This is a genomic window from Pseudomonas sp. 05N433, assembly GCF_056396925.1.
On sequence record NZ_JBFTML010000004.1, the window covers coordinates 158,482 to 177,385 of the forward strand.

The window sequence follows — 18,904 nt, forward strand, 5'->3', positions numbered from 1 at the left end:
ACTAACTGTGTTGGAAAAGCTCAGAAGCCGGCGACTCGGGGGAGCCTTTGCCGGCTGTATGGCCTGGACCTGGAAAATAAGTGAGAATGCGGGCATCGGTGGCCGACAAATCGCGCCTACTATATCCAAGAATCGTCACTAGCTTAAGGCCCAAGGTGCAAATGAAACGATCTGCTTTCTTTATCTCCGATGGCACCGGCATTACCGCCGAAACCCTCGGCCAAAGCCTGCTGGCGCAGTTCGAAAACATTACCTTCAGCAAAATCATACGACCGTACATCGACGACGCTGATAAAGCGCGGGCCATGGTACAACAAATCAACAAAGCCGCCGAAAACGATGGTTTTCGTCCGATTATTTTCGACACCATTGTCAATCAGGACATTCGTGAGATTCTCGCAACGTCGAATGGTTTCATGATCGACATTTTCTCGACCTTCCTGGCGCCCCTTGAACAGGAGCTGACCGAGCATTCTTCCTACACCGTCGGCAAATCCCACTCCATCGGCCATAACTCCAATTACATGGAGCGTATCGAGGCGGTGAACTTCGCCCTCGACAATGACGATGGCGCCCGCACGCACTATTACGACAAAGCTGACTTGATACTAGTAGGCGTGTCGCGATGCGGCAAAACACCGACGTGTTTGTACATGGCCATGCAATTCGGCATCCGCGCAGCCAACTATCCGCTGACCGAAGACGACATGGAGCGCCTGCAACTGCCGACCGCCCTGCGCGCCCATCATCACAAGCTGTTCGGCCTGACCATCGACCCGGACCGCCTCACCGCGATCCGCAACGAACGCAAGCCCAACAGCCGCTATTCGAGCTACGCGCAGTGCGAATTCGAAGTGCGCGAGGTGGAGAATCTGTTCCGACGCGAGAACATTCCCCACATCAATTCCACGCATTTCTCCGTGGAAGAGATCTCGGCGAAGATTCTGGTGGAGAAAGGTGTGGAACGGCGGTTCAAGTAGATAGTCGGCGGCAGTTATGCCGCCTTCGCGGCCAGCTAGATCACAAACAAATCCACAAACCGGTTCACCGGCGTCGCTTCAAGTGCTGCCGGGTCCTTGCACAGCGCAAGGATCTCGGCGCTTCGCTGAGCCGTGAAGCGCGTCGTCAGGTTGACCTTGAACTTGTCTTCCAGCAACGGAATGCCATCAGCACGGCGCCGGCGATGACCGATCGGGTACTCCACCATCACGTTATCGGTGCTGGAACCGTCCTTGAAGAACACCTGTACAGCGTTGGCGATGGAGCGTTTGTCCGCCTCCAGGTATTCGCGGGTGAAACGCGGGTCTTCGACAATGACCATTTTGTCGCGCAGCACATCGATAATCGGGTGCGCGGCGTGGAAGTCGTCTTCGTACTGCTCGGCCACCAGATTGCCGAATACCAGGGGTACGGCGGTCATGTACTGGAGGCAGTGATCGCGGTCCGCAGCGTTGGCCAGCGGGCCGACCTTGGAGATGATGCGGATCGCTGATTCGTGGGTGGTGATAACGATCCTGTCGATTTCATGCAGGCGATTCCTGACCAATGGATGCAGGGTGACGGCAGCCTCGCAGGCCGTTTGCGCGTGGAACTCAGCGGGGAAGCTGATCTTGAACAGCACGTTTTCCATCACATAGCTGCCGAACGGCCGGGAAAAACTGAAAGCTCGCTTGCCTTCAGGCTTGAGCCCCAGGTCGTTGTTGGTGTGGCTGAACAGTACATCGTAGAAACCCCATTGCTTGGCGGTCAGTACGCCGGGGATGCCCATCTCACCACGCATCGCAATGTCCGCCAGACGCACGCCCCGACTGGTCGCGTCTCCGGCCGCCCAGGATTTACGCGATCCGGCGTTCGGCGCATGCCGGTAAGTGCGCAGCGCCTGGCCATCGGCAAAGGCATGAGACAACGCCGACAGCAGCTGCTCGCGATTGGCGCCCATGAGTTTGGCAGTGACGGCGGTCGAGGCGACTTTCACCAGAATCACGTGATCGAGACCGACGCGGTTGAACGAATTTTCCAGGGCGATCACGCCCTGAATCTCGTGCGCCATGATCATGGCTTCCAGCACAGCGCGAATGGTCAGTGGGGCGTCGCCATTGGCCAGGCGCTTTTGCGACAGGTGGTCGGCCACCGCGAGAATACCGCCGAGGTTATCGGACGGATGGCCCCATTCGGCGGCGAGCCAGGTGTCGTTGTAATCGAGCCAGCGGACGATGCAACCGATGTCCCAAGCGGCCTTGACCGGGTCGAGACGATAGCTGGTGCCGGGCACGCGGGCCCAGAAGGGGACGACAGTGCCTTCGACGATAGGACCCAGGTGTTTGGTGCATTCGGGGAAACGCAGCGCCAGCAAGCCGCAGCCGAGGGTGTCCATCAGGCAATTGCGGGCAGTATCAAGCGCCTCGGGCGACTGGATGTTGAAATTGAGGACGTAGTCGGCGATGTCCTGCAGAACCGTGTCGTAGTCGGGGCGGGTGTTCAGGTCGACGTTGGCGCTCATGTTCGATTCACTCTTGAAGTGGTTCGTTGATGGGACCTCGGTTCAGGGTAGTCTCAGTCGGTACAACACTCTTGTTTTGGAAATGCATCACCTATGGGAGCGGCGCTCCCACAGGGATTTGTGTATGCCTGGATTGAGGTTAGAAACAATCCCCCGGCACCCGGACATAACCTTCCATCAACACCCGCGCACTGCGGCTCATGATGGCTTTTTTCACCGTCCACTCACCGTTGACCTTTGCGGCCTCGGCGCCCACGCGCAAGGTGCCGGACGGATGGCCGAAGCGCACGGCGTTGCGTTCGATACCGCCCGCTGCCAGGTTGACCAAGGTGCCGGAAATCGCCGCCGCCGTGCCGATCGCCACCGCTGCCGTGCCCATCATGGCGTGGTGCAGCTTGCCCATGGACAACGCGCGCACCAGCAGGTCGATGTCGGCGGCTGCGATTTTCTTGCCGCTGGACGCAATGTAATCCGCAGGTGGGGCGACGAACGCGACCTTCGGCGTGTGCTGGCGCTTGGCGGCTTCATCCAGGTGTTCAATCAGCCCCATGCGCAGCGCACCGTAAGCCCGGATGGTTTCGAACATTGCCAAAGCCTCCAGGTCACTGTTGATCGCGCCCTGCAACTCGGTGCCGGTGTAGCCTATGTCTTCGGCGTTGATGAATATGGTCGGGATGCCAGCGTTGATCAGGGTAGCCTTGAGCGTGCCGACACCTGGCACTTCAAGGTCGTCCACCAGATTGCCGGTGGGGAACATCGAGCCACCGCCACCCTCTTCTTCCGCCGCCGGATCCATGAATTCGAGCTGCACTTCGGCGGCCGGAAAGGTCACGCCGTCGAGTTCAAAATCACCGGTTTCCTGCACCTCGCCATTGGTGATCGGTACATGAGCGATGATGGTCTTGCCGATGTTGGCCTGCCACACGCGCACCACCGCCACACCGTTGTGCGGAATGCGGCCGGCATCCACCAGGCCATTGCTGATGGCGAACGAACCGACCGCCGCCGACAGGTTGCCGCAGTTGCCACTCCAGTCGACGAAAGGTTTGTCGATGGCGACCTGACCGAACAGGTAATCGACGTCGTGATCGGCCTTGATGCTTTTCGACAGGATCACGGTTTTGCTGGTGCTGGACGTCGCGCCGCCCATGCCGTCGATTTGCTTCTCGTACGGATCGGGGCTGCCGATCACGCGCAGCAACAAGGCATCGCGGGCGGTGCCTGGCATCTGCGCCGCTTCGGGCAAATCCTTGAGGCTGAAGAACACGCCTTTGCTGGTGCCGCCGCGCATGTAGGTGGCAGGGATTTTTATCTGAGATGCGTGAGCCATATTGATCCTGTATGGCCAGCGCGGGACTTGAAATCCCGCGCGGCTCGTCGTGTTAAACGGCAACCGCCGACTCTTCGAGGAAGTCCTGAGCGAAACGCTGCAACACGCCGCCAGCCTCGTAGATCGACACTTCTTCGGCGGTGTCGAGGCGGCAGGTCACCGGCACTTCGACGCGTTCACCGTTCTTGCGGTTGATCACCAGCGTCAGCGTCGCGCGCGGGGTGCGATCGCCGATCACGTCATAGGTTTCGCTGCCATCTATCCCTAAGGTTTTACGATTGGTGCCCGGCAGGAACTCCAGCGGCAACACGCCCATGCCCACCAGGTTGGTGCGGTGAATGCGCTCGAAACCTTCGGCGGCAATCGCTTCCACCCCCGCCAGACGCACGCCTTTGGCCGCCCAGTCCCGGGACGAACCCTGGCCATAGTCGGCACCGGCAATGATGATCAGCGGCTGCTTGCGTTCCATGTAGGTTTCGATGGCTTCCCACATGCGCATCACTTTGCCTTCCGGCTCCACGCGGGCAAGAGAACCCTGCTTGACCTTGCCGTTTTCCTGCACCATTTCATTGAACAGTTTCGGGTTGGCGAAGGTTGCGCGCTGCGCGGTCAAGTGGTCGCCGCGGTGCGTGGCGTAGGAGTTGAAGTCCTCTTCCGGCAGGCCCATTTTCGCCAGGTACTCACCCGCTGCGCTGTCGAGCATGATCGCGTTCGAAGGCGACAGGTGATCGGTGGTGATGTTGTCCGGCAGCACCGCCAGCGGGCGCATGCCCTTGAGCGGACGCGCGCCGGCCAGCGCGCCTTCCCAGTACGGCGGACGACGGATGTAGGTGCTCATCTCGCGCCAGTCGTACAGCGGCGTGACTTTCGGGCCGGTGTCTTCGTGGATGGCGAACATCGGAATGTACACTTGGCGGAACTGCTCCGGCTTGACCGAGGCCTTGACCACCGCGTCGATTTCTTCGTCGCTCGGCCAGATGTCTTTCAGGCGGATTTCCTTGCCATCGACCACGCCCAGTACATCTTTTTCGATGTCGAAACGGATGGTGCCGGCGATGGCATAAGCCACCACCAATGGCGGCGATGCGAGGAACGCCTGCTTGGCGTACGGGTGAATCCGCCCGTCGAAGTTGCGGTTGCCAGAGAGTACGGCGGTGGCATACAGGTCGCGGTCGATGATCTCTTGCTGGATCACCGGATCCAGCGCGCCGGACATGCCATTGCAGGTGGTGCAGGCGAAGGCCACGACGCCGAAGCCGAGTTGCTCCAGCTCGTTGGTCAGGCCGGCTTCATCCAGATACAGCGCCACGGTTTTCGAACCGGGTGCCAGGGACGACTTGACCCATGGCTTACGGGTCAGCCCAAGCTGGTTGGCATTGCGCGCCAGCAGGCCGGCGGCAATGACGTTGCGCGGGTTACTGGTGTTGGTGCAACTGGTGATGGCAGCGATGATCACCGCACCGTCCGGCATCTGGCCGGGCACGTCTTCCCACTGGCCGGAGATGCCTTTGGCAGCCAGATCCGAGGTCGCAACACGCGCATGCGGGTTGCTCGGGCCTGCCATGTTGCGCACCACCGAGGACAGGTCGAAGCTCAGCCCGCGCTCGTATTGCGCGCCTTTGAGGCTATCGGCCCACAGGCCGGTCTGTTTGGCGTAGTTCTCGACCAGTTGCACTTGCTTGTCTTCACGACCGGTGAGTTTCAGGTAGTCAATGGTCTGCTGGTCGATGTAGAACATTGCCGCAGTGGCGCCGTATTCCGGGGCCATGTTGGAAATGGTCGCGCGGTCGCCAAGGGTGAGGTTTGACGCGCCTTCACCAAAGAACTCCAGCCATGCGCCAACGACTTTTTGTTTGCGCAGGTATTCGGTCAGCGCCAGCACCATGTCGGTGGCGGTGATGCCCGGTTGCAGCTTGCCGGTGAGTTCGACGCCAACGCTTTCCGGCAGACGCATCCACGAGGCGCGACCGAGCATCACGCTTTCCGCTTCCAGACCACCAACGCCAATGGCGATCACGCCCAGCGCATCAACGTGCGGGGTATGACTGTCGGTGCCGACGCAGGTATCGGGGAAAGCCACGCCGTCGCGCACCTGGATCACCGGCGACATTTTCTCCAGGTTGATCTGGTGCATGATCCCGTTGCCTGGCGGGATCACGTCGACGTTCTTGAAGGCTTTCTTGGTCCAGTTGATGAAGTGGAAACGGTCTTCGTTGCGACGGTCTTCGATGGCGCGGTTCTTTTCGAACGCCTTGGGATCGAAGCCGCCGGACTCGACGGCCAGCGAGTGATCGACGATCAATTGCGTTGGCACCACCGGGTTCACTTGCGCCGGGTCGCCGCCTTGCAGGGCGATGGCATCGCGCAAGCCGGCAAGGTCCACCAGGGCGGTCTGGCCGAGAATGTCGTGGCACACCACGCGGGCCGGAAACCATGGGAAGTCGAGGTCGCGTTTGCGCTCGATCAGTTGTTTCAGGGAATCGGTGAGCGTGGCCGGGTCGCAGCGACGCACGAGGTTTTCCGCCAGCACGCGGGAGGTGTACGGCAGGGTGTCGTAGGCGCCGGGTGCAATGGCATCGACCGCCGCACGGACGTCGAAATAATCCAGAGAGCTGCCGGGCAGCGGTTTGCGGAATTCAGTATTCATCGTCAGGACTCGGTCACGGTAATTTCAATAGGTGGGCGCCTGGCACCGGGCTGAACCCCGACCTGCAGGGTTCCCGGTTCCTTCAGTAACCAGTACCGGCGCCCTCCCCGGTCAGCGTTGTTCGATTGGCACGAACTTGCGCTGTTCAACGCCGACGTACTCGGCGCTCGGGCGGATGATGCGATTGTTGGCACGTTGTTCGAACACATGCGCCGCCCAGCCGGTCAGGCGTGAGCAGACGAAGATCGGTGTGAACAACTTGGTCGGGATGCCCATGAAGTGGTACGTCGAGGCGTGGTAGAAGTCGGCGTTCGGGAACAGTTTCTTCTGTTCCCACATGGTTGCATCGATGGCTTCTGAAACCGGGAACAACACCGTGTCGCCCACTTCGTCGGCGAGTTTTTTCGACCAGCCCTTGATCACCTCATTGCGCGGATCGTTGTCCTTATAGATCGCGTGGCCGAAGCCCATGATCTTGTCCTTGCGTGCCAGCATGCCGAGGGTGCCCTCGACCGCCTCTTCCGGCGAGCTGAAGCGCTCGATCATTTCCATCGCCGCTTCGTTGGCCCCGCCGTGCAGCGGGCCGCGCAGGGAACCGATGGCAGCGGTGATGCAGGAATACAGATCCGACAGCGTCGAGGCACACACCCGAGCGGTGAAGGTCGAGGCGTTGAATTCGTGCTCCGCGTAGAGGATCAGCGAAACGTTCATCACCTTGACGTGCAACTCGCTCGGCTTCTTGTCGTGCAACAGGTGCAGGAAATGGCCGCCGATGCAGGCTTCGTCGGTCACGCAGTTGATGCGCTTGCCGTCGTGGCTGAAGCGATACCAGTAGCACATGATCGCCGGGAACGCGGCCAGCAGGCGGTCGGTTTTGTCGTGCTGCTCGGAGAAATCTTTCTCCGGCTCGATGTTGCCCAGGAACGAGCAACCGGTGCGCATCACATCCATTGGATGGGCGTCGGCGGGGATGCGCTCCAGCACTTCCTTCAACGCTTGCGGCAGGTCGCGCAGCTTGCTCAGTTTCTCGGTATAGCCGGCCAGTTGTAACTGGGTCGGCAGTTCGCCGTACAGCAGCAGGTAAGCCACTTCTTCGAACTGTGCGTCAGCCGCCAGTTCGCGCACGTCGTAACCGCGATAGGTCAGGCCGGCACCCGACTGGCCCACGGTGGACAGTGCGGTTTGCCCGGCAACCTGGCCACGGAGCCCGGCGCCACTGAGTACTTTTGCTTCGGCCATTGCTGTCTCCAATCTTGAATTTGTTAGGGAATCGGCAAGTTGTGGGGGATTGCGCCTTACTTCTTCGCCGCAAACAACGCATCGAGCTTCTGCTCGAACGTGTGGTAATCGATGCGATCGTAAAGCTCCATGCGCGTCTGCATGGTGTCGATGACGTTCTGTTGCGTGCCGTCGCGGCGGATCGCGGTGTAGACGTTTTCCGCAGCCTTGTTCATCGCGCGGAACGCCGACAGCGGGTACAACACCAGCGACACATCGGCACCGGCGAGCTGCTCGGTGGTGTACAGCGGTGTCGCGCCGAACTCGGTGATGTTGGCCAGGATCGGCGCTTTCACGCGGCTGGCGAACAGTTTGTACATCTCAAGTTCAGTGATGGCCTCCGGAAAGATCATGTCGGCGCCGGCCTCGATGCACGCGGCGGCGCGATCCAGTGCAGACTCCAGACCTTCCACCGCCAGGGCATCGGTGCGGGCCATGATCACGAAGCTGTCGTCGGTGCGCGCATCAACAGCGGCTTTGATGCGGTCGACCATTTCCTGCTGCGAAACGATCTCTTTATTGGGACGGTGACCGCAGCGCTTGGCGCCGACCTGGTCTTCGATGTGAATTGCCGCCGCGCCGAACTTGATCATCGACTTGACGGTACGGGCGACGTTGAACGCCGAGGAACCGAAACCGGTGTCCACGTCCACCAGCAGCGGCAGGTCGCAAACGTCGGTGATGCGGCGCACGTCGGTCAGCACGTCATCCAGGCCGGTAATGCCCAGGTCCGGCACGCCGAGGGAGCCGGCAGCCACCCCGCCCCCCGACAGGTAGATAGCCTTGAAACCGGCGCGCTTGGCCAACAGCGCGTGGTTGGCGTTGATCGTGCCGACCACTTGCAGCGGATGCTCGCTGGCGACCGCATCGCGGAAACGCTGGCCTGGAGTGCTCTTGTTGGAACTCATGACTCACCTCGTTCAGTGGCTGTCGGGTTAGCGCCGTCCTGGTAGTGACGGGCGATATTGCGTTTGGAGGCGCCGATGTGACGGCGCATCAACAACTCGGCCAGTTCACCGTCACGGTCGGCGATGGCATCGAGAATTCGGTGGTGCTCGGCAAACGCCTGGCGTGGCCGATTGGGCGTGGTGGAAAACTGGATGCGGTACATGCGCACCAGTTGATAGAGCTCGCCGCAGAGCATCTGGGTCAGGGTGCGGTTGCCGCTGCCCTGGATGATCCGGTAATGAAAGTCGAAATCGCCTTCCTGCTGGTAATAGCCGACGCCCGCCTGAAACGCCGCATCACGCTCGTGGGTTTCCAACACCCGGCGCAGTTCGTCGATTTCTTCAACGGTCATGCGTTCAGCCGCCAGACGGCACGCCATGCCTTCCAGGGATTCGCGGATTTCGTAGAGTTCCAGCAATTCGGCGTGACTCAACGACACCACCCGCGCCCCGACGTGCGGCACGCGAACCAGCAGGCGTTGGCCTTCCAGTCGGTGGATCGCCTCACGCAACGGCCCGCGGCTGATGCCGTAGGTGCGCGCCAGCTCCGGCTCGGAGATCTTGCTGCCCGGGGCGATCTCACCCTTGACGATGGCCGCCTGAATGCGTCGGAAGACGTTTTCGGAAAGTGTTTCCGAGTCGTCCTGAACCGTGACCGGGGGATCGAGTTGATCCAGCATATTGTCGACACCTTTAAAAGCAATGCCGCAAAAATTAGCGAATAAGGCCGGTTACGTCAAAGGATAAATAGACATTGTCGACAATCGTCTAATAACCGCTTGCACCATAAAGAAGCAGCACCCCCGGTTACAGCCGTCCGCCAGCGCTGGCGCCATAAAACCACCGTGCTAGAATGCCGCCCGCATTTGCTTGTCATCTGCATTGCCTGTCATAAAAAAAGGATAGGCATACGAGGGAGCTTGTGCAGCAATGCCAGGGCCTTGAATTGAAGAACGGACCGCTGCGCATCAGGATTTATGAGACTCAAGCTCTTCACCACATTTCTTTGTCTTCTTGGCCTGTCAGGTTTTGCCGCGGCAGGGGAAAAGACTGTGTACGGCCTCAATGAGTACGCGTCGCTGGATGGCATCAACCTGGAAGTTGCCGCCAAACTCGACACCGGGGCGAAAACCGCCTCGCTGAGCGCCCGCGACATCAAACGTTTCAAACGCAATGGCGAATCCTGGGTGCGCTTCTATCTGGCCATCGACGCCGCGCATTCGCACCCGATTGAACGACCGCTGGCCCGTGTCAGCAAGATCAAGCGCCGGGCCGGTGACTACGACCCGGAAGAAGGCAAGAAGTACACCGCCCGTCCGGTCATCGAGCTGGATATCTGCATGGGGTCGGCTTTACGCAGTATTGAAGTGAACCTGACCGACCGCAGCGCCTTCCAATACCCGCTCTTGATCGGCTCCGAGGCACTCAAGCGTTTCGATGCGCTGGTCGATCCAAGTCTTAAATACGCTGCTGGCAAACCTGCCTGCGCCACCGACGCACATACCGCAGAGTAATTCCAATGCGCTCTCTTACCCTCCATCTGAAATTGCTGATCGCCATCCTGGTGGTGCTGGGCATTTCAGTTACGGCCTATCAGATTTTCGTGCTCGGTATTCCGGTGACTGAAGATGCCACCGATGACTTGTGGAACATTGACGCCAAGGTCGAGTTCGTCGCCAACGCCAAAGACCCGATCAAGATCCAGATGTTCGTGCCGCCGCTGAGCCGCGACTACGTGAGCCTTAACGAGAGTTTCATTTCCAATAACTACGGTGTGGCAGTGAACCGTGTCGACGGCAACCGCAAGGTCACCTGGTCGGCACGTCGGGCCAAGGGCAACCAGACCCTTTATTACCGCCTGGTGCTGACCAAGCGCTACACCGGCGAAAAATCCAAGGTCAAAGGGGCGACCTTCCGCGACAGCATCGCCGTCGAAGGCCCGGAAAAAATCGCCGCCGAAGCCTTGCTCGCGCCGATCCGCCAGCATTCGGCCGACGTCGAAACTTTCATCGGCGAAGCCATCAAACGTGTCAACAACCTCAACGACGACAACGTGAAACTGCTGCTGGCCGGCGATACGTCCACCGCGAACAAAGCCAAAATCGTCGAGCTGGTTCTGTCCATCGCCCACGTGCCGGTGGAAAAGGTCCACACCATCCGCCTGGTGGCCGATCAGCCGCAAACGCCTGAACTCTGGTTGCGCAGTTTCAACGGCACCGACTGGCTGTACTTCAACCCGGAAACCGGCGAACAGGGCCTGCCCACCGACCGCTTGCTGTGGTGGACCGGCGATGAAAACCTGATCACCGTCGATGGCGGCAAGAAAGCCAACGTCACCTTCAGCCTGAACAACAGCGAAATGAACGCCATTCGCCTGGCCAAGCTGACCGACGAGAATTCCGACGCCAATTTCCTCGACTACTCGCTGTACGGCCTGCCGCTGCAAACCCAGCAGACCTTCATGATCATGGTGATGATCCCGATCGGCGTGCTGGTGATCCTGATCCTGCGCAACCTGATCGGCATCCAGACACTCGGCACCTTTACCCCGGTGCTGATCGCCCTGGCCTTCCGGGAAACCCAGCTCGGCTTCGGCATCGTGCTGTTTACCATCATCACGGCGCTGGGGCTGTCGCTGCGTTCCTACCTTGAGCACTTGAAACTGCAAATGCTGCCGAGATTGTCGGTGGTGCTGACCTTCGTGGTGGTGCTGATCGCGGCGATCAGCCTGTTCAGCCACAAACTCGGCCTGGAGCGCGGGTTGTCGGTGGCGCTGTTCCCGATGGTGATTCTGACCATGACCATCGAACGCCTGTCGATCACCTGGGAAGAGCGCGGTGGCGGCCATGCCATGAAAGTGGCGATCGGCACACTGTTCGCCGCCTCCCTGGCGCACCTGATCATGAGCGTGCCGGAGTTGGTGTACTTCGTGTTCACCTTCCCGGCGGTCCTGCTGATTCTGGTGGCTTTCATGCTGGCCATGGGTCGCTATCGCGGTTACCGCCTGACCGAACTGGTGCGTTTCAAGGCTTTCCTGAAGGAGGCTGACGCCTGATGTTCGGTCTCTGGAAGACCTGGAAAGCCCTGGAGGCCCGGGGCATCATGGGGATCAATCGGCGTAACGCCGACTACGTGCTCAAGTACAACAAGCGCAGCCTGTACCCGATCGTCGATGACAAGATCATCACCAAGGAACGCGCCATCGCCGCCGGCATCCACGTGCCGGAGCTGTACGGCGTGATCTCCACCGAGAAGGAAATCGATAACCTCAAGGAGATCATCGGCGGGCGCACCGACTTCGTGATCAAACCGGCCCAGGGCGCCGGCGGCGACGGCATCATTGTGGTTGCCGACCGGTTCGAGGGGCGCTATCGCACAGTGTCCGGCAAGATCATTGACCATGAGGAACTCGAGCACCATATCTCGAGCATCCTCACCGGCCTGTATTCCCTGGGCGGGCACCGCGACCGTGCGCTGATCGAATACCGCGTGACCCCGGACCAGATCTTCAAAAGCATCAGCTATGAAGGTGTGCCGGATATCCGCATCATCGTGCTGATGGGTTATCCGGTGATGGCCATGCTGCGCCTGCCGACCCGCCAGTCCGGCGGCAAGGCCAACCTGCACCAGGGCGCCATCGGCGTCGGTGTCGACCTGGCCACTGGCCTGACATTGCGCGGCACCTGGCTGAACAACATCATCAACAAACACCCGGACACCACCAACGCGGTAGACGGCGTGCAACTGCCCTACTGGGACGGTTTCATGAAACTGGCCGCCGGCTGTTACGAGTTGTGCGGGCTGGGCTACATCGGCGTCGACATGGTGCTTGACCAGGAGAAAGGGCCGCTGATTCTTGAGCTCAATGCCCGGCCTGGGTTGAACATTCAGATCGCCAACGATTGCGGCCTGACGTCCCGTACCCACGCGGTCGAGGYGCGACTCGAAGAGCTGAAGGCGCGCGGGATCACCGAAACGGCGCAGGAACGTGTGGCGTTCGTTCAGGAACTGTTTGGGCATATTCCGACGATTGAGGGCTGACCCCTCTGGCTCTTTGTGGCGAGGGAGCTTGCTCCCGCTTGACTGCGCAGCAGTCATAAAACGGCATCCTCGGTTTCTCTGAAAACCGAGGGGCTGATTTCTTTGGGCCTGCTTCGCAGTCCGCCGGGAGCAAGCTCCCTCGCCACAGGCAAACTTCCCTCGCCGCAGATGTATCTCTTGCCGACATCCCCTCTAGGAGCAAATCCTGCAGAGGACTACAATCGCTCCCCCGCCTCGTTGGCTGATCTGCCCCGCCCATGTTGACCTGTTCTGTACACCCGCTGCCCTATCGCGCCAACCCTGCCGAGTACTTCGCGGCGATTCGTCATGCCCCCGGTGCCGTGCTGCTCGACAGCGGCCGGCCGAGTGCCGAACGTGGGCGTTTTGACCTGCTCAGCGCCTGGCCGCTGGAGCAACTGGCCGTGTTGCCGGATGAAAGCGGCAGCCATTTCCTGCAACGCCTTCGCAAGAACCTTACACGGCTCGGTGAAGCAACCGTCCCTGACGACTTGCCCTTCGCCGGCGGCCTGATCGGCTACCTGAGCTACGACTTCGGCCGGCATCTGGAAAACCTGCCGAGCCAGGCGCGGGACGATCTGCAATTGCCCGACGCACGCTTCGGGCTGTATGACTGGGCGCTGATCAGCGATCACCATCTGGCTACCAGTCAATTGGTGTTCCACCCGACGCTCATCGACAGTGAACGACAACGGCTGATCGAACTGTTCACTCAGCCCACCACCGAGAATATCCAGCCATTCAAACTGGACGGCCCGATGAGTGCTGACCTGAGCGCTGACGACTATCGGCAAGCCTTCGAACGCATTCAGCAGTACATCCAGGCTGGCGACTGCTATCAGGTCAACTTCGCCCAGCGCTTTCGCGCCCAATGCCAGGGCGATCCGTGGGCGGCCTATTGCGCGCTGCGGGCGGCTTGCCCGACACCGTTTTCCGGCTTCCAGAGCCTGCCCGACGGCGACGCGGTGCTAAGCCTGTCGCCGGAGCGCTTCGTCAAAGTCAGCGAGCGCCACGTCGAAACCCGCCCGATCAAAGGCACCCGCCCCCGCGGGCTGACCGCTGCCGAAGATGCGGCGAACGCCGCCGAACTGCTGGCCAGTCCCAAGGACCGCGCGGAAAACCTGATGATCGTCGACTTGCTGCGCAACGATCTGGGTCGTACCTGCCGCATCGGTTCGGTACGGGTGCCGGAGCTGTTCAGCCTGGAAAGCTATCCGAACGTGCATCACCTGGTGAGCAGCGTTACCGGCGAACTGGCGGATGACAAGGACGCGCTGGACTTGATCGCCGGCAGCTTCCCCGGCGGCTCGATTACCGGCGCGCCAAAAATTCGCGCCATGCAGATCATCGATGAACTGGAACCGACCCGTCGCGGGTTGTATTGCGGTTCATTGCTGTATCTGGACGTGCGCGGGGAGATGGACAGCTCCATCGCCATTCGCAGTTTGTTGGTCAAGGATGGGCAGGTGTGCTGCTGGGGCGGCGGGGGGATCGTCGCGGATTCGGATTGGCAGGCGGAGTATCAGGAATCGATTACCAAGGTGAAGGTGCTGCTCGAAACGTTGCAGGGCCTCTAAAAGCTTCGTGGGCAAGCCTCGCTCCTACAGAATTCAGGTCGTGGAATCGACCATGCCCTGTAGGAGCGAGGCTTGCCCGCGAAGGCATCCTCGCAGACGACTACAAACTCAAAGCCCGGTTCGAGGCCTTGATGAACTCCTGCTTCAACTCGGCAAAGCTGTGCACCGCCGGGAACTGCGGGAACTCGCGAATCACGTTGTCCGGCGCGTGGAACAGAATCCCGGCATCCGCCTCGCCCAGCATCGTGGTGTCGTTGTAGGAATCCCCCGCCGCAATCACTCGGTAGTAGAGGCTCTTGAACGCCAAAACCGACTGACGCTTGGGGTCTTTCTGACGCAGCTGATAGCCCGTGACCCGACCGGCATCGTCAGTAATCAGACGATGGCAAAGTAACGTCGGGAAGCCCAATTGACGCATCAGCGGTTGGGAAAATTCGTAAAAGGTGTCCGACAGAATCACCACCTGAAAGCGCTCACGCAGCCAGTCGACAAATTCACTGGCGCCTTCCAGAGGCTTGAGCGTAGCGATCACTTCCTGAATGTCGGAGAGCTTCAGGCCATGCTCGTCGAGAATCCGCAGGCGCTGCTTCATCAACACGTCGTAGTCGGGAATGTCCCGAGTGGTGGCCCGGAGGGACTCGATCCCGGTTTTTTCGGCAAAGGCGATCCAGATTTCCGGGACCAGCACACCTTCAAGATCCAGACAGGCAATTTCCACAAGACACTCCCATTAGTATTATTTATGAGTCGAGCGAGCAAAAGGACTGCCGAACTCTAGCGACTCGCCCCCCTCCGTGCAACGCAGAGGACGCGCCAGCCACCGCAGGATTTTGTTACCATCGACGCATATAGAGCGCCCAGCGCCACCGACCTGTAGGAAGCCGCCCTGATGAGCCCATCGTTCGACGTCGTGGAACTCGCCACGACCTATGCCAACAAATCCGCCCAGGACATCCTGAAACTCGCGTTTGCCGAGTTCGGCGATGACCTGTGGATATCTTTCAGCGGCGCCGAGGATGTGGTGCTGGTGGACATGGCCTGGAAGCTGAACAAGAACGTCAAAGTGTTCAGCCTCGACACCGGCCGCTTGCACCCCGAGACCTACCGCTTCATCGAGCAGGTGCGCGAGCACTACAAGATCGATATCGAAGTGGTGTCGCCGGACTACAGCAAGCTCGAACCTTTCGTGAAGGAAAAAGGCCTGTTCAGTTTCTACAAGGATGGCCATGGCGAGTGCTGCGGCATTCGCAAGATCGAGCCGCTGCGTCGCAAACTGTCTGGCGTGACCGCCTGGGCCACCGGCCAGCGTCGGGACCAGAGCCCGGGCACCCGCAGCGCCGTCGCGGTGCTGGAAATCGACACCGCGTTTTCCACCCCGGAACGTACCCTGTACAAGTTCAACCCGTTGGCACAGATGACCAGCGAAGAGATCTGGGGTTACATCCGCATGCTGGAGCTGCCGTACAACAGCCTGCATGAACGCGGATTCATCAGCATTGGTTGCGAGCCTTGCACCCGTCCGGTGCTGCCGAACCAGCATGAGCGCGAAGGTCGTTGGTGGTGGGAAGAAGCCACGCAGAAAGAATGCGGGCTGCATGCCGGGAACATCATCAGCAAGTCCAAAGCTTAAAAGATCGCAGCCCGTAGCAGCTCCTGCAGGAGCTGGCGAAGCCTGTGATGGTTTTACTTTAAAAAGTGTACACAGAAATGTCACCATAAGTGCCATATCTGTGTGCACTTTTATTTTCAGTGCCCCAAAAAGTTACATTCCCCTGTCCTGACTTCCTCAGTCGAACACTCCGACAAAACCCTGCCCAAAATAAATACCTGTTCAATCGGTCAATTTATATCGTCTTTTTTTCAACTACTTATCTTCAATCAATAACAAAACGAAATTAGCCTTAAATTTTATAGATCACCGACTGGCACATATCTGGCTTAAGTGAACACATGTTTTGTATACAATAAATACAAAAACATACACACACTTTAGATCCGCAAGCCTGAAGCGCCCTATCCCGTACAGGCTGCAGATGCCCCGTAACCAATGATGCTCTCCCACCCGCGACGAAGATTTGTCGAGCCCACGCTCATGCACAGTCATCGCGGCAACGAGCTTCAGGAGCCTGCCGGAATGCGTACTAGCCTCCCCAATAACAATATTGCGCTGGATCTGACCTCTCCTCTTTCTACCTCCGTGATTCACGATCAAACGTTTCAACCACCCGTCGTGCTCAGCCCCCGCCTGCATAACAAGGACCTCGCGCCGACCAAGGCCGAAGGTCGGCGCTGGGGCCGTTACAGCATCTTTGCCCTGTGGACAAACGATGTGCACAACATTGCCAACTACTCCTTTGCCATTGGCTTGTATGCACTGGGCCTGAGCGGCTGGCAGATTCTGCTGTCCTTGGGAATCGGTGCTGCGCTGGTGTATTGCTTCATGAACCTTTCCGGTTACATGGGCCAGAAAACCGGGGTGCCGTTTCCGGTGATCAGCCGGATCAGTTTCGGCATCCATGGGGCGCAGATTCCTGCATTGATTCGCGCCGTTATCGCCATTGCCTGGTTCGGAATTCAGACGTACCTGGCGTCAGTGGTCTTTCGCGTATTGCTGACGGCGGTGCATCCCGGACTCGCCGATTACGACCACAATTCGATACTCGGACTGTCGAGCCTGGGCTGGGTGTGTTTCGTAGCGATCTGGTTCGTGCAGTTGGCGATTCTGGCCTATGGCATGGAAATGGTGCGACGCTACGAGGCGTTTGCCGGCCCGGTGATTTTGTTGACCGTCGCCGCCCTCGCCGGCTGGATGTACTTCCAGGCCAACGCCACCATCGCCTGGTCGATTCGTGAACCGCAGAGTGGCGGYGAGATGTGGCGCAATATCTTTGCCGGCGGCGCCTTGTGGCTGTCGATCTACGGCACGCTAATCCTCAATTTCTGCGACTTCGCCCGCTCTTCTCCCTGCCGCAAGACCATCCGGGTCGGAAATTTCTGGGGCCTGCCCGTCAACATTCTGGTATTCGCCGGGATCACCGTCCTGCTGTGCGGTGCGCAATTTCAGATCAATGGCCGGATCATCGAAAGCCCGACCGAGATCATCGCGTCGATTCCCAATAACTTCTTTCTGGTACTCGGTTGCCTGGCGTTCCTGATTGTCACCGTGGCGGTGAACATCATGGCCAACTTCGTCGCCCCGGCCTTTGTCCTGAGCAATCTGGCGCCCAAATACCTGACCTTCCGCCGCGCCGGGCTGATCAGCGCGACCATCGCTGTGCTGATCCTGCCGTGGAACCTCTACAACAGCCCGCTGGTGATCGTGTATTTCCTGTCTGGCCTCGGCGCCCTGCTCGGCCCGTTGTACGGGGTGATCATGGTCGACTACTGGCAGGTACGAAAAGGCCGGATCAACGTGCCGCWGTTGTACAGCGAAGATCCAGATGGCGATTATTACTACAGCCGCGGGGTCAATTTGCGCGCCGTGGCGGCGTTCATTCCGGCCGCCTTGATCGCCATTGTCCTGGCCCTGGTACCAGGTTTCGACAGCGTCTCGCCATTCTCCTGGCTGATTGGCGCCGGGATTGCAGGGATGCTCTACCTGATCATCGCCAAACGGCAGCCTTACTACGCCGATGTCAGCGGAGAAGCCATCGCGGTCGATAACGTCAGCCATTAATCCTCTTGGCGGCCCGGTGACATCGGGCCGCAAACCACTCGTTATAAGGACCTCCCATGCGAATTCTCGTGGTCAACGTCAACACCACCGAATCAATTACCCAGGCCATCGCCCGTCAAGCACAGTCCGTGGCCGCGCCCGGCACGGAAATCATCGGCCTGACCCCGCATTTCGGCGCCGACTCCATTGAAGGCAATTTCGAAAGCTACCTGGCCGCCATCGCCGTGATGGACCGGGTCATGTCCTACGATCAGCCCTTCGATGCGGTAATCCAGGCCGGCTACGGCGAGCACGGCCGCGAAGGTTTGCAGGAGTTGCTCAACGTGCCGGTGGTGGACATCACCGATGCCGGCGCCAGCACCGCGATGTTCCTCGGCCATGCCTATTCGGTGGTCACCACCCTCGACCGCACCGTGCCGCTGATCGAGGATCGCCTCAAACTCTCCGGGCTCTGGGATCGTTGTGCGTCGGTGCGGGCCAGTGGGTTGGCGGTGCTGGAGCTGGAGTCCGATCCAGAGCGTGCGCTGGAGGCGATCGTCCGCCAGGCGGAACTGGCGGTGAGCGAGGACAAGGCCGAGGTGATTTGCCTGGGCTGTGGCGGCATGGCCGGGCTGGACGAGCAGATTCGTCAGCGCACCGGCGTACCGGTGGTGGATGGCGTGACGGCGGCGGTGACCATTGCCGAATCACTGGTGCGGTTGGGGTTGTCGACGTCGAAAGTGCGGACGTATGCGACGCCTCGGCCGAAGACCATTATTGGTTGGCCTGGGCGGTTTGGGCGCTAGACCGCGTTATCGTTCTTCGCGGGCAAGCCTCGCTCCTACAGGGGTTTGCATCACTCTGTGGGAGCGTGGCTTGCCCGCGATGGCCTCCCCTCGGTCCCAAGCCGG

Annotated in this window: 15 protein-coding genes; 8 read left to right on the forward strand and 7 right to left on the reverse strand. The window is 59.8% G+C overall.

Going from position 1 to position 18,904, the window contains the following annotated elements; genetic code table 11:
* Positions 1-161 precede the first annotated feature (161 nt).
* The gene (gene ppsR, locus AC1DIS_RS02830) at positions 162-980 is read left to right on the forward strand and encodes a posphoenolpyruvate synthetase regulatory kinase/phosphorylase PpsR (RefSeq protein WP_018925255.1); all 819 of its coding nucleotides are present in this window, start codon (positions 162-164) and stop codon (positions 978-980) included.
* 35 nt (positions 981-1,015) lie between these two features.
* Here ppsR and prpD read toward each other — a convergent pair whose 3' ends face one another.
* From prpD to AC1DIS_RS02860, 6 genes are all read right to left on the reverse strand, one after another.
* Positions 1,016-2,500 (reverse strand): 2-methylcitrate dehydratase, encoded by a 1,485-nt coding sequence (gene prpD / locus AC1DIS_RS02835; RefSeq protein WP_477780757.1) that lies wholly within the window; start codon positions 2,498-2,500, stop codon positions 1,016-1,018.
* 139 nt (positions 2,501-2,639) lie between these two features.
* Positions 2,640-3,830, reverse strand: coding sequence for a 2-methylaconitate cis-trans isomerase PrpF (gene prpF, locus AC1DIS_RS02840; protein ID WP_477743796.1), 1,191 nt, complete (start codon positions 3,828-3,830; stop codon positions 2,640-2,642).
* Positions 3,831-3,882: 52 nt separating this feature from the next.
* The gene (gene acnD / locus AC1DIS_RS02845; protein WP_477743797.1) at positions 3,883-6,477 is read right to left on the reverse strand and encodes a Fe/S-dependent 2-methylisocitrate dehydratase AcnD; all 2,595 of its coding nucleotides are present in this window, start codon (positions 6,475-6,477) and stop codon (positions 3,883-3,885) included.
* Positions 6,478-6,588: 111 nt separating this feature from the next.
* On the reverse strand, positions 6,589-7,716 hold the full coding sequence (prpC, locus tag AC1DIS_RS02850) for a bifunctional 2-methylcitrate synthase/citrate synthase (RefSeq protein WP_018925251.1): 1,128 nt from the start codon (positions 7,714-7,716) through the stop codon (positions 6,589-6,591).
* A gap of 56 nt (positions 7,717-7,772) precedes the next feature.
* Positions 7,773-8,663 carry a methylisocitrate lyase gene (gene prpB / locus AC1DIS_RS02855; protein ID WP_018925250.1) on the reverse strand — a complete coding sequence of 297 codons (891 nt, stop codon included), beginning with the start codon at positions 8,661-8,663 and terminating at the stop codon, positions 7,773-7,775.
* Positions 8,660-9,382, reverse strand: a complete 723-nt coding sequence (locus tag AC1DIS_RS02860) for a GntR family transcriptional regulator (protein ID WP_007902102.1) — start codon at positions 9,380-9,382, stop codon at positions 8,660-8,662. Before AC1DIS_RS02860 ends, prpB begins: the two co-directional genes overlap by 4 nt.
* Before the next feature lie 297 nt (positions 9,383-9,679).
* Between AC1DIS_RS02860 and rloA the strand changes: the two genes are divergently transcribed.
* The 4 genes from rloA (at position 9,680) to pabB (ending at position 14,338) form a co-directional block, all read left to right on the forward strand.
* Positions 9,680-10,216, forward strand: a complete 537-nt coding sequence (gene rloA / locus AC1DIS_RS02865) for a retropepsin-like aspartic peptidase RloA (RefSeq protein WP_019579744.1) — start codon at positions 9,680-9,682, stop codon at positions 10,214-10,216.
* Between the two features lie 5 nt (positions 10,217-10,221).
* Positions 10,222-11,757 carry an osmotic stress tolerance membrane protein RloB gene (rloB, locus tag AC1DIS_RS02870; RefSeq protein ID WP_018925249.1) on the forward strand — a complete coding sequence of 512 codons (1,536 nt, stop codon included), beginning with the start codon at positions 10,222-10,224 and terminating at the stop codon, positions 11,755-11,757.
* Positions 11,757-12,743 (forward strand): alpha-L-glutamate ligase-like protein, encoded by a 987-nt coding sequence (locus AC1DIS_RS02875; protein ID WP_477780758.1) that lies wholly within the window; start codon positions 11,757-11,759, stop codon positions 12,741-12,743. Before rloB ends, AC1DIS_RS02875 begins: the two co-directional genes overlap by 1 nt.
* A gap of 257 nt (positions 12,744-13,000) precedes the next feature.
* Complete coding sequence (gene pabB, locus AC1DIS_RS02880) at positions 13,001-14,338, forward strand: aminodeoxychorismate synthase component I (protein WP_477743798.1); 1,338 nt, start codon at positions 13,001-13,003, stop codon at positions 14,336-14,338.
* A gap of 100 nt (positions 14,339-14,438) precedes the next feature.
* Here pabB and thrH read toward each other — a convergent pair whose 3' ends face one another.
* Positions 14,439-15,056 (reverse strand): bifunctional phosphoserine phosphatase/homoserine phosphotransferase ThrH, encoded by a 618-nt coding sequence (gene thrH / locus AC1DIS_RS02885; protein ID WP_038979889.1) that lies wholly within the window; start codon positions 15,054-15,056, stop codon positions 14,439-14,441.
* Positions 15,057-15,227: 171 nt separating this feature from the next.
* On the opposite strand from thrH, the gene AC1DIS_RS02890 reads away from it, so the two are divergent.
* From AC1DIS_RS02890 to AC1DIS_RS02900, 3 genes are all read left to right on the forward strand, one after another.
* Entirely contained in the window at positions 15,228-15,968 is a 741-nt protein-coding gene (locus AC1DIS_RS02890; protein WP_007942164.1) for a phosphoadenylyl-sulfate reductase, read from the forward strand.
* Positions 15,969-16,472: 504 nt separating this feature from the next.
* The gene (locus AC1DIS_RS02895) at positions 16,473-18,014 is read left to right on the forward strand and encodes an NCS1 family nucleobase:cation symporter-1 (RefSeq protein ID WP_477780759.1); all 1,542 of its coding nucleotides are present in this window, start codon (positions 16,473-16,475) and stop codon (positions 18,012-18,014) included.
* A 56-nt stretch (positions 18,015-18,070) separates the two neighbouring features.
* Complete coding sequence (locus tag AC1DIS_RS02900) at positions 18,071-18,799, forward strand: aspartate/glutamate racemase family protein (protein WP_007942162.1); 729 nt, start codon at positions 18,071-18,073, stop codon at positions 18,797-18,799.
* The last annotated feature ends 105 nt before the right edge of the window (positions 18,800-18,904 follow it).

What these genes read in the sequence shown, in the direction of transcription:
- ppsR (WP_018925255.1), top strand. Translation starts at nt 162, where the DNA reads ATGAAACGATCTGCTTTCTTTATCTCCGATGGCACCGGCATTACCGCC.
- prpD (WP_477780757.1), bottom strand. Translation starts at nt 2,500, where the DNA reads ATGAGCGCCAACGTCGACCTGAACACCCGCCCCGACTACGACACGGTT.
- prpF (WP_477743796.1), bottom strand. Translation starts at nt 3,830, where the DNA reads ATGGCTCACGCATCTCAGATAAAAATCCCTGCCACCTACATGCGCGGC.
- acnD (WP_477743797.1), bottom strand. Translation starts at nt 6,477, where the DNA reads ATGAATACTGAATTCCGCAAACCGCTGCCCGGCAGCTCTCTGGATTAT.
- prpC (WP_018925251.1), bottom strand. Translation starts at nt 7,716, where the DNA reads ATGGCCGAAGCAAAAGTACTCAGTGGCGCCGGGCTCCGTGGCCAGGTT.
- prpB (WP_018925250.1), bottom strand. Translation starts at nt 8,663, where the DNA reads ATGAGTTCCAACAAGAGCACTCCAGGCCAGCGTTTCCGCGATGCGGTC.
- AC1DIS_RS02860 (WP_007902102.1), bottom strand. Translation starts at nt 9,382, where the DNA reads ATGCTGGATCAACTCGATCCCCCGGTCACGGTTCAGGACGACTCGGAA.
- rloA (WP_019579744.1), top strand. Translation starts at nt 9,680, where the DNA reads ATGAGACTCAAGCTCTTCACCACATTTCTTTGTCTTCTTGGCCTGTCA.
- rloB (WP_018925249.1), top strand. Translation starts at nt 10,222, where the DNA reads ATGCGCTCTCTTACCCTCCATCTGAAATTGCTGATCGCCATCCTGGTG.
- pabB (WP_477743798.1), top strand. Translation starts at nt 13,001, where the DNA reads ATGTTGACCTGTTCTGTACACCCGCTGCCCTATCGCGCCAACCCTGCC.
- AC1DIS_RS02890 (WP_007942164.1), top strand. Translation starts at nt 15,228, where the DNA reads ATGAGCCCATCGTTCGACGTCGTGGAACTCGCCACGACCTATGCCAAC.
- AC1DIS_RS02900 (WP_007942162.1), top strand. Translation starts at nt 18,071, where the DNA reads ATGCGAATTCTCGTGGTCAACGTCAACACCACCGAATCAATTACCCAG.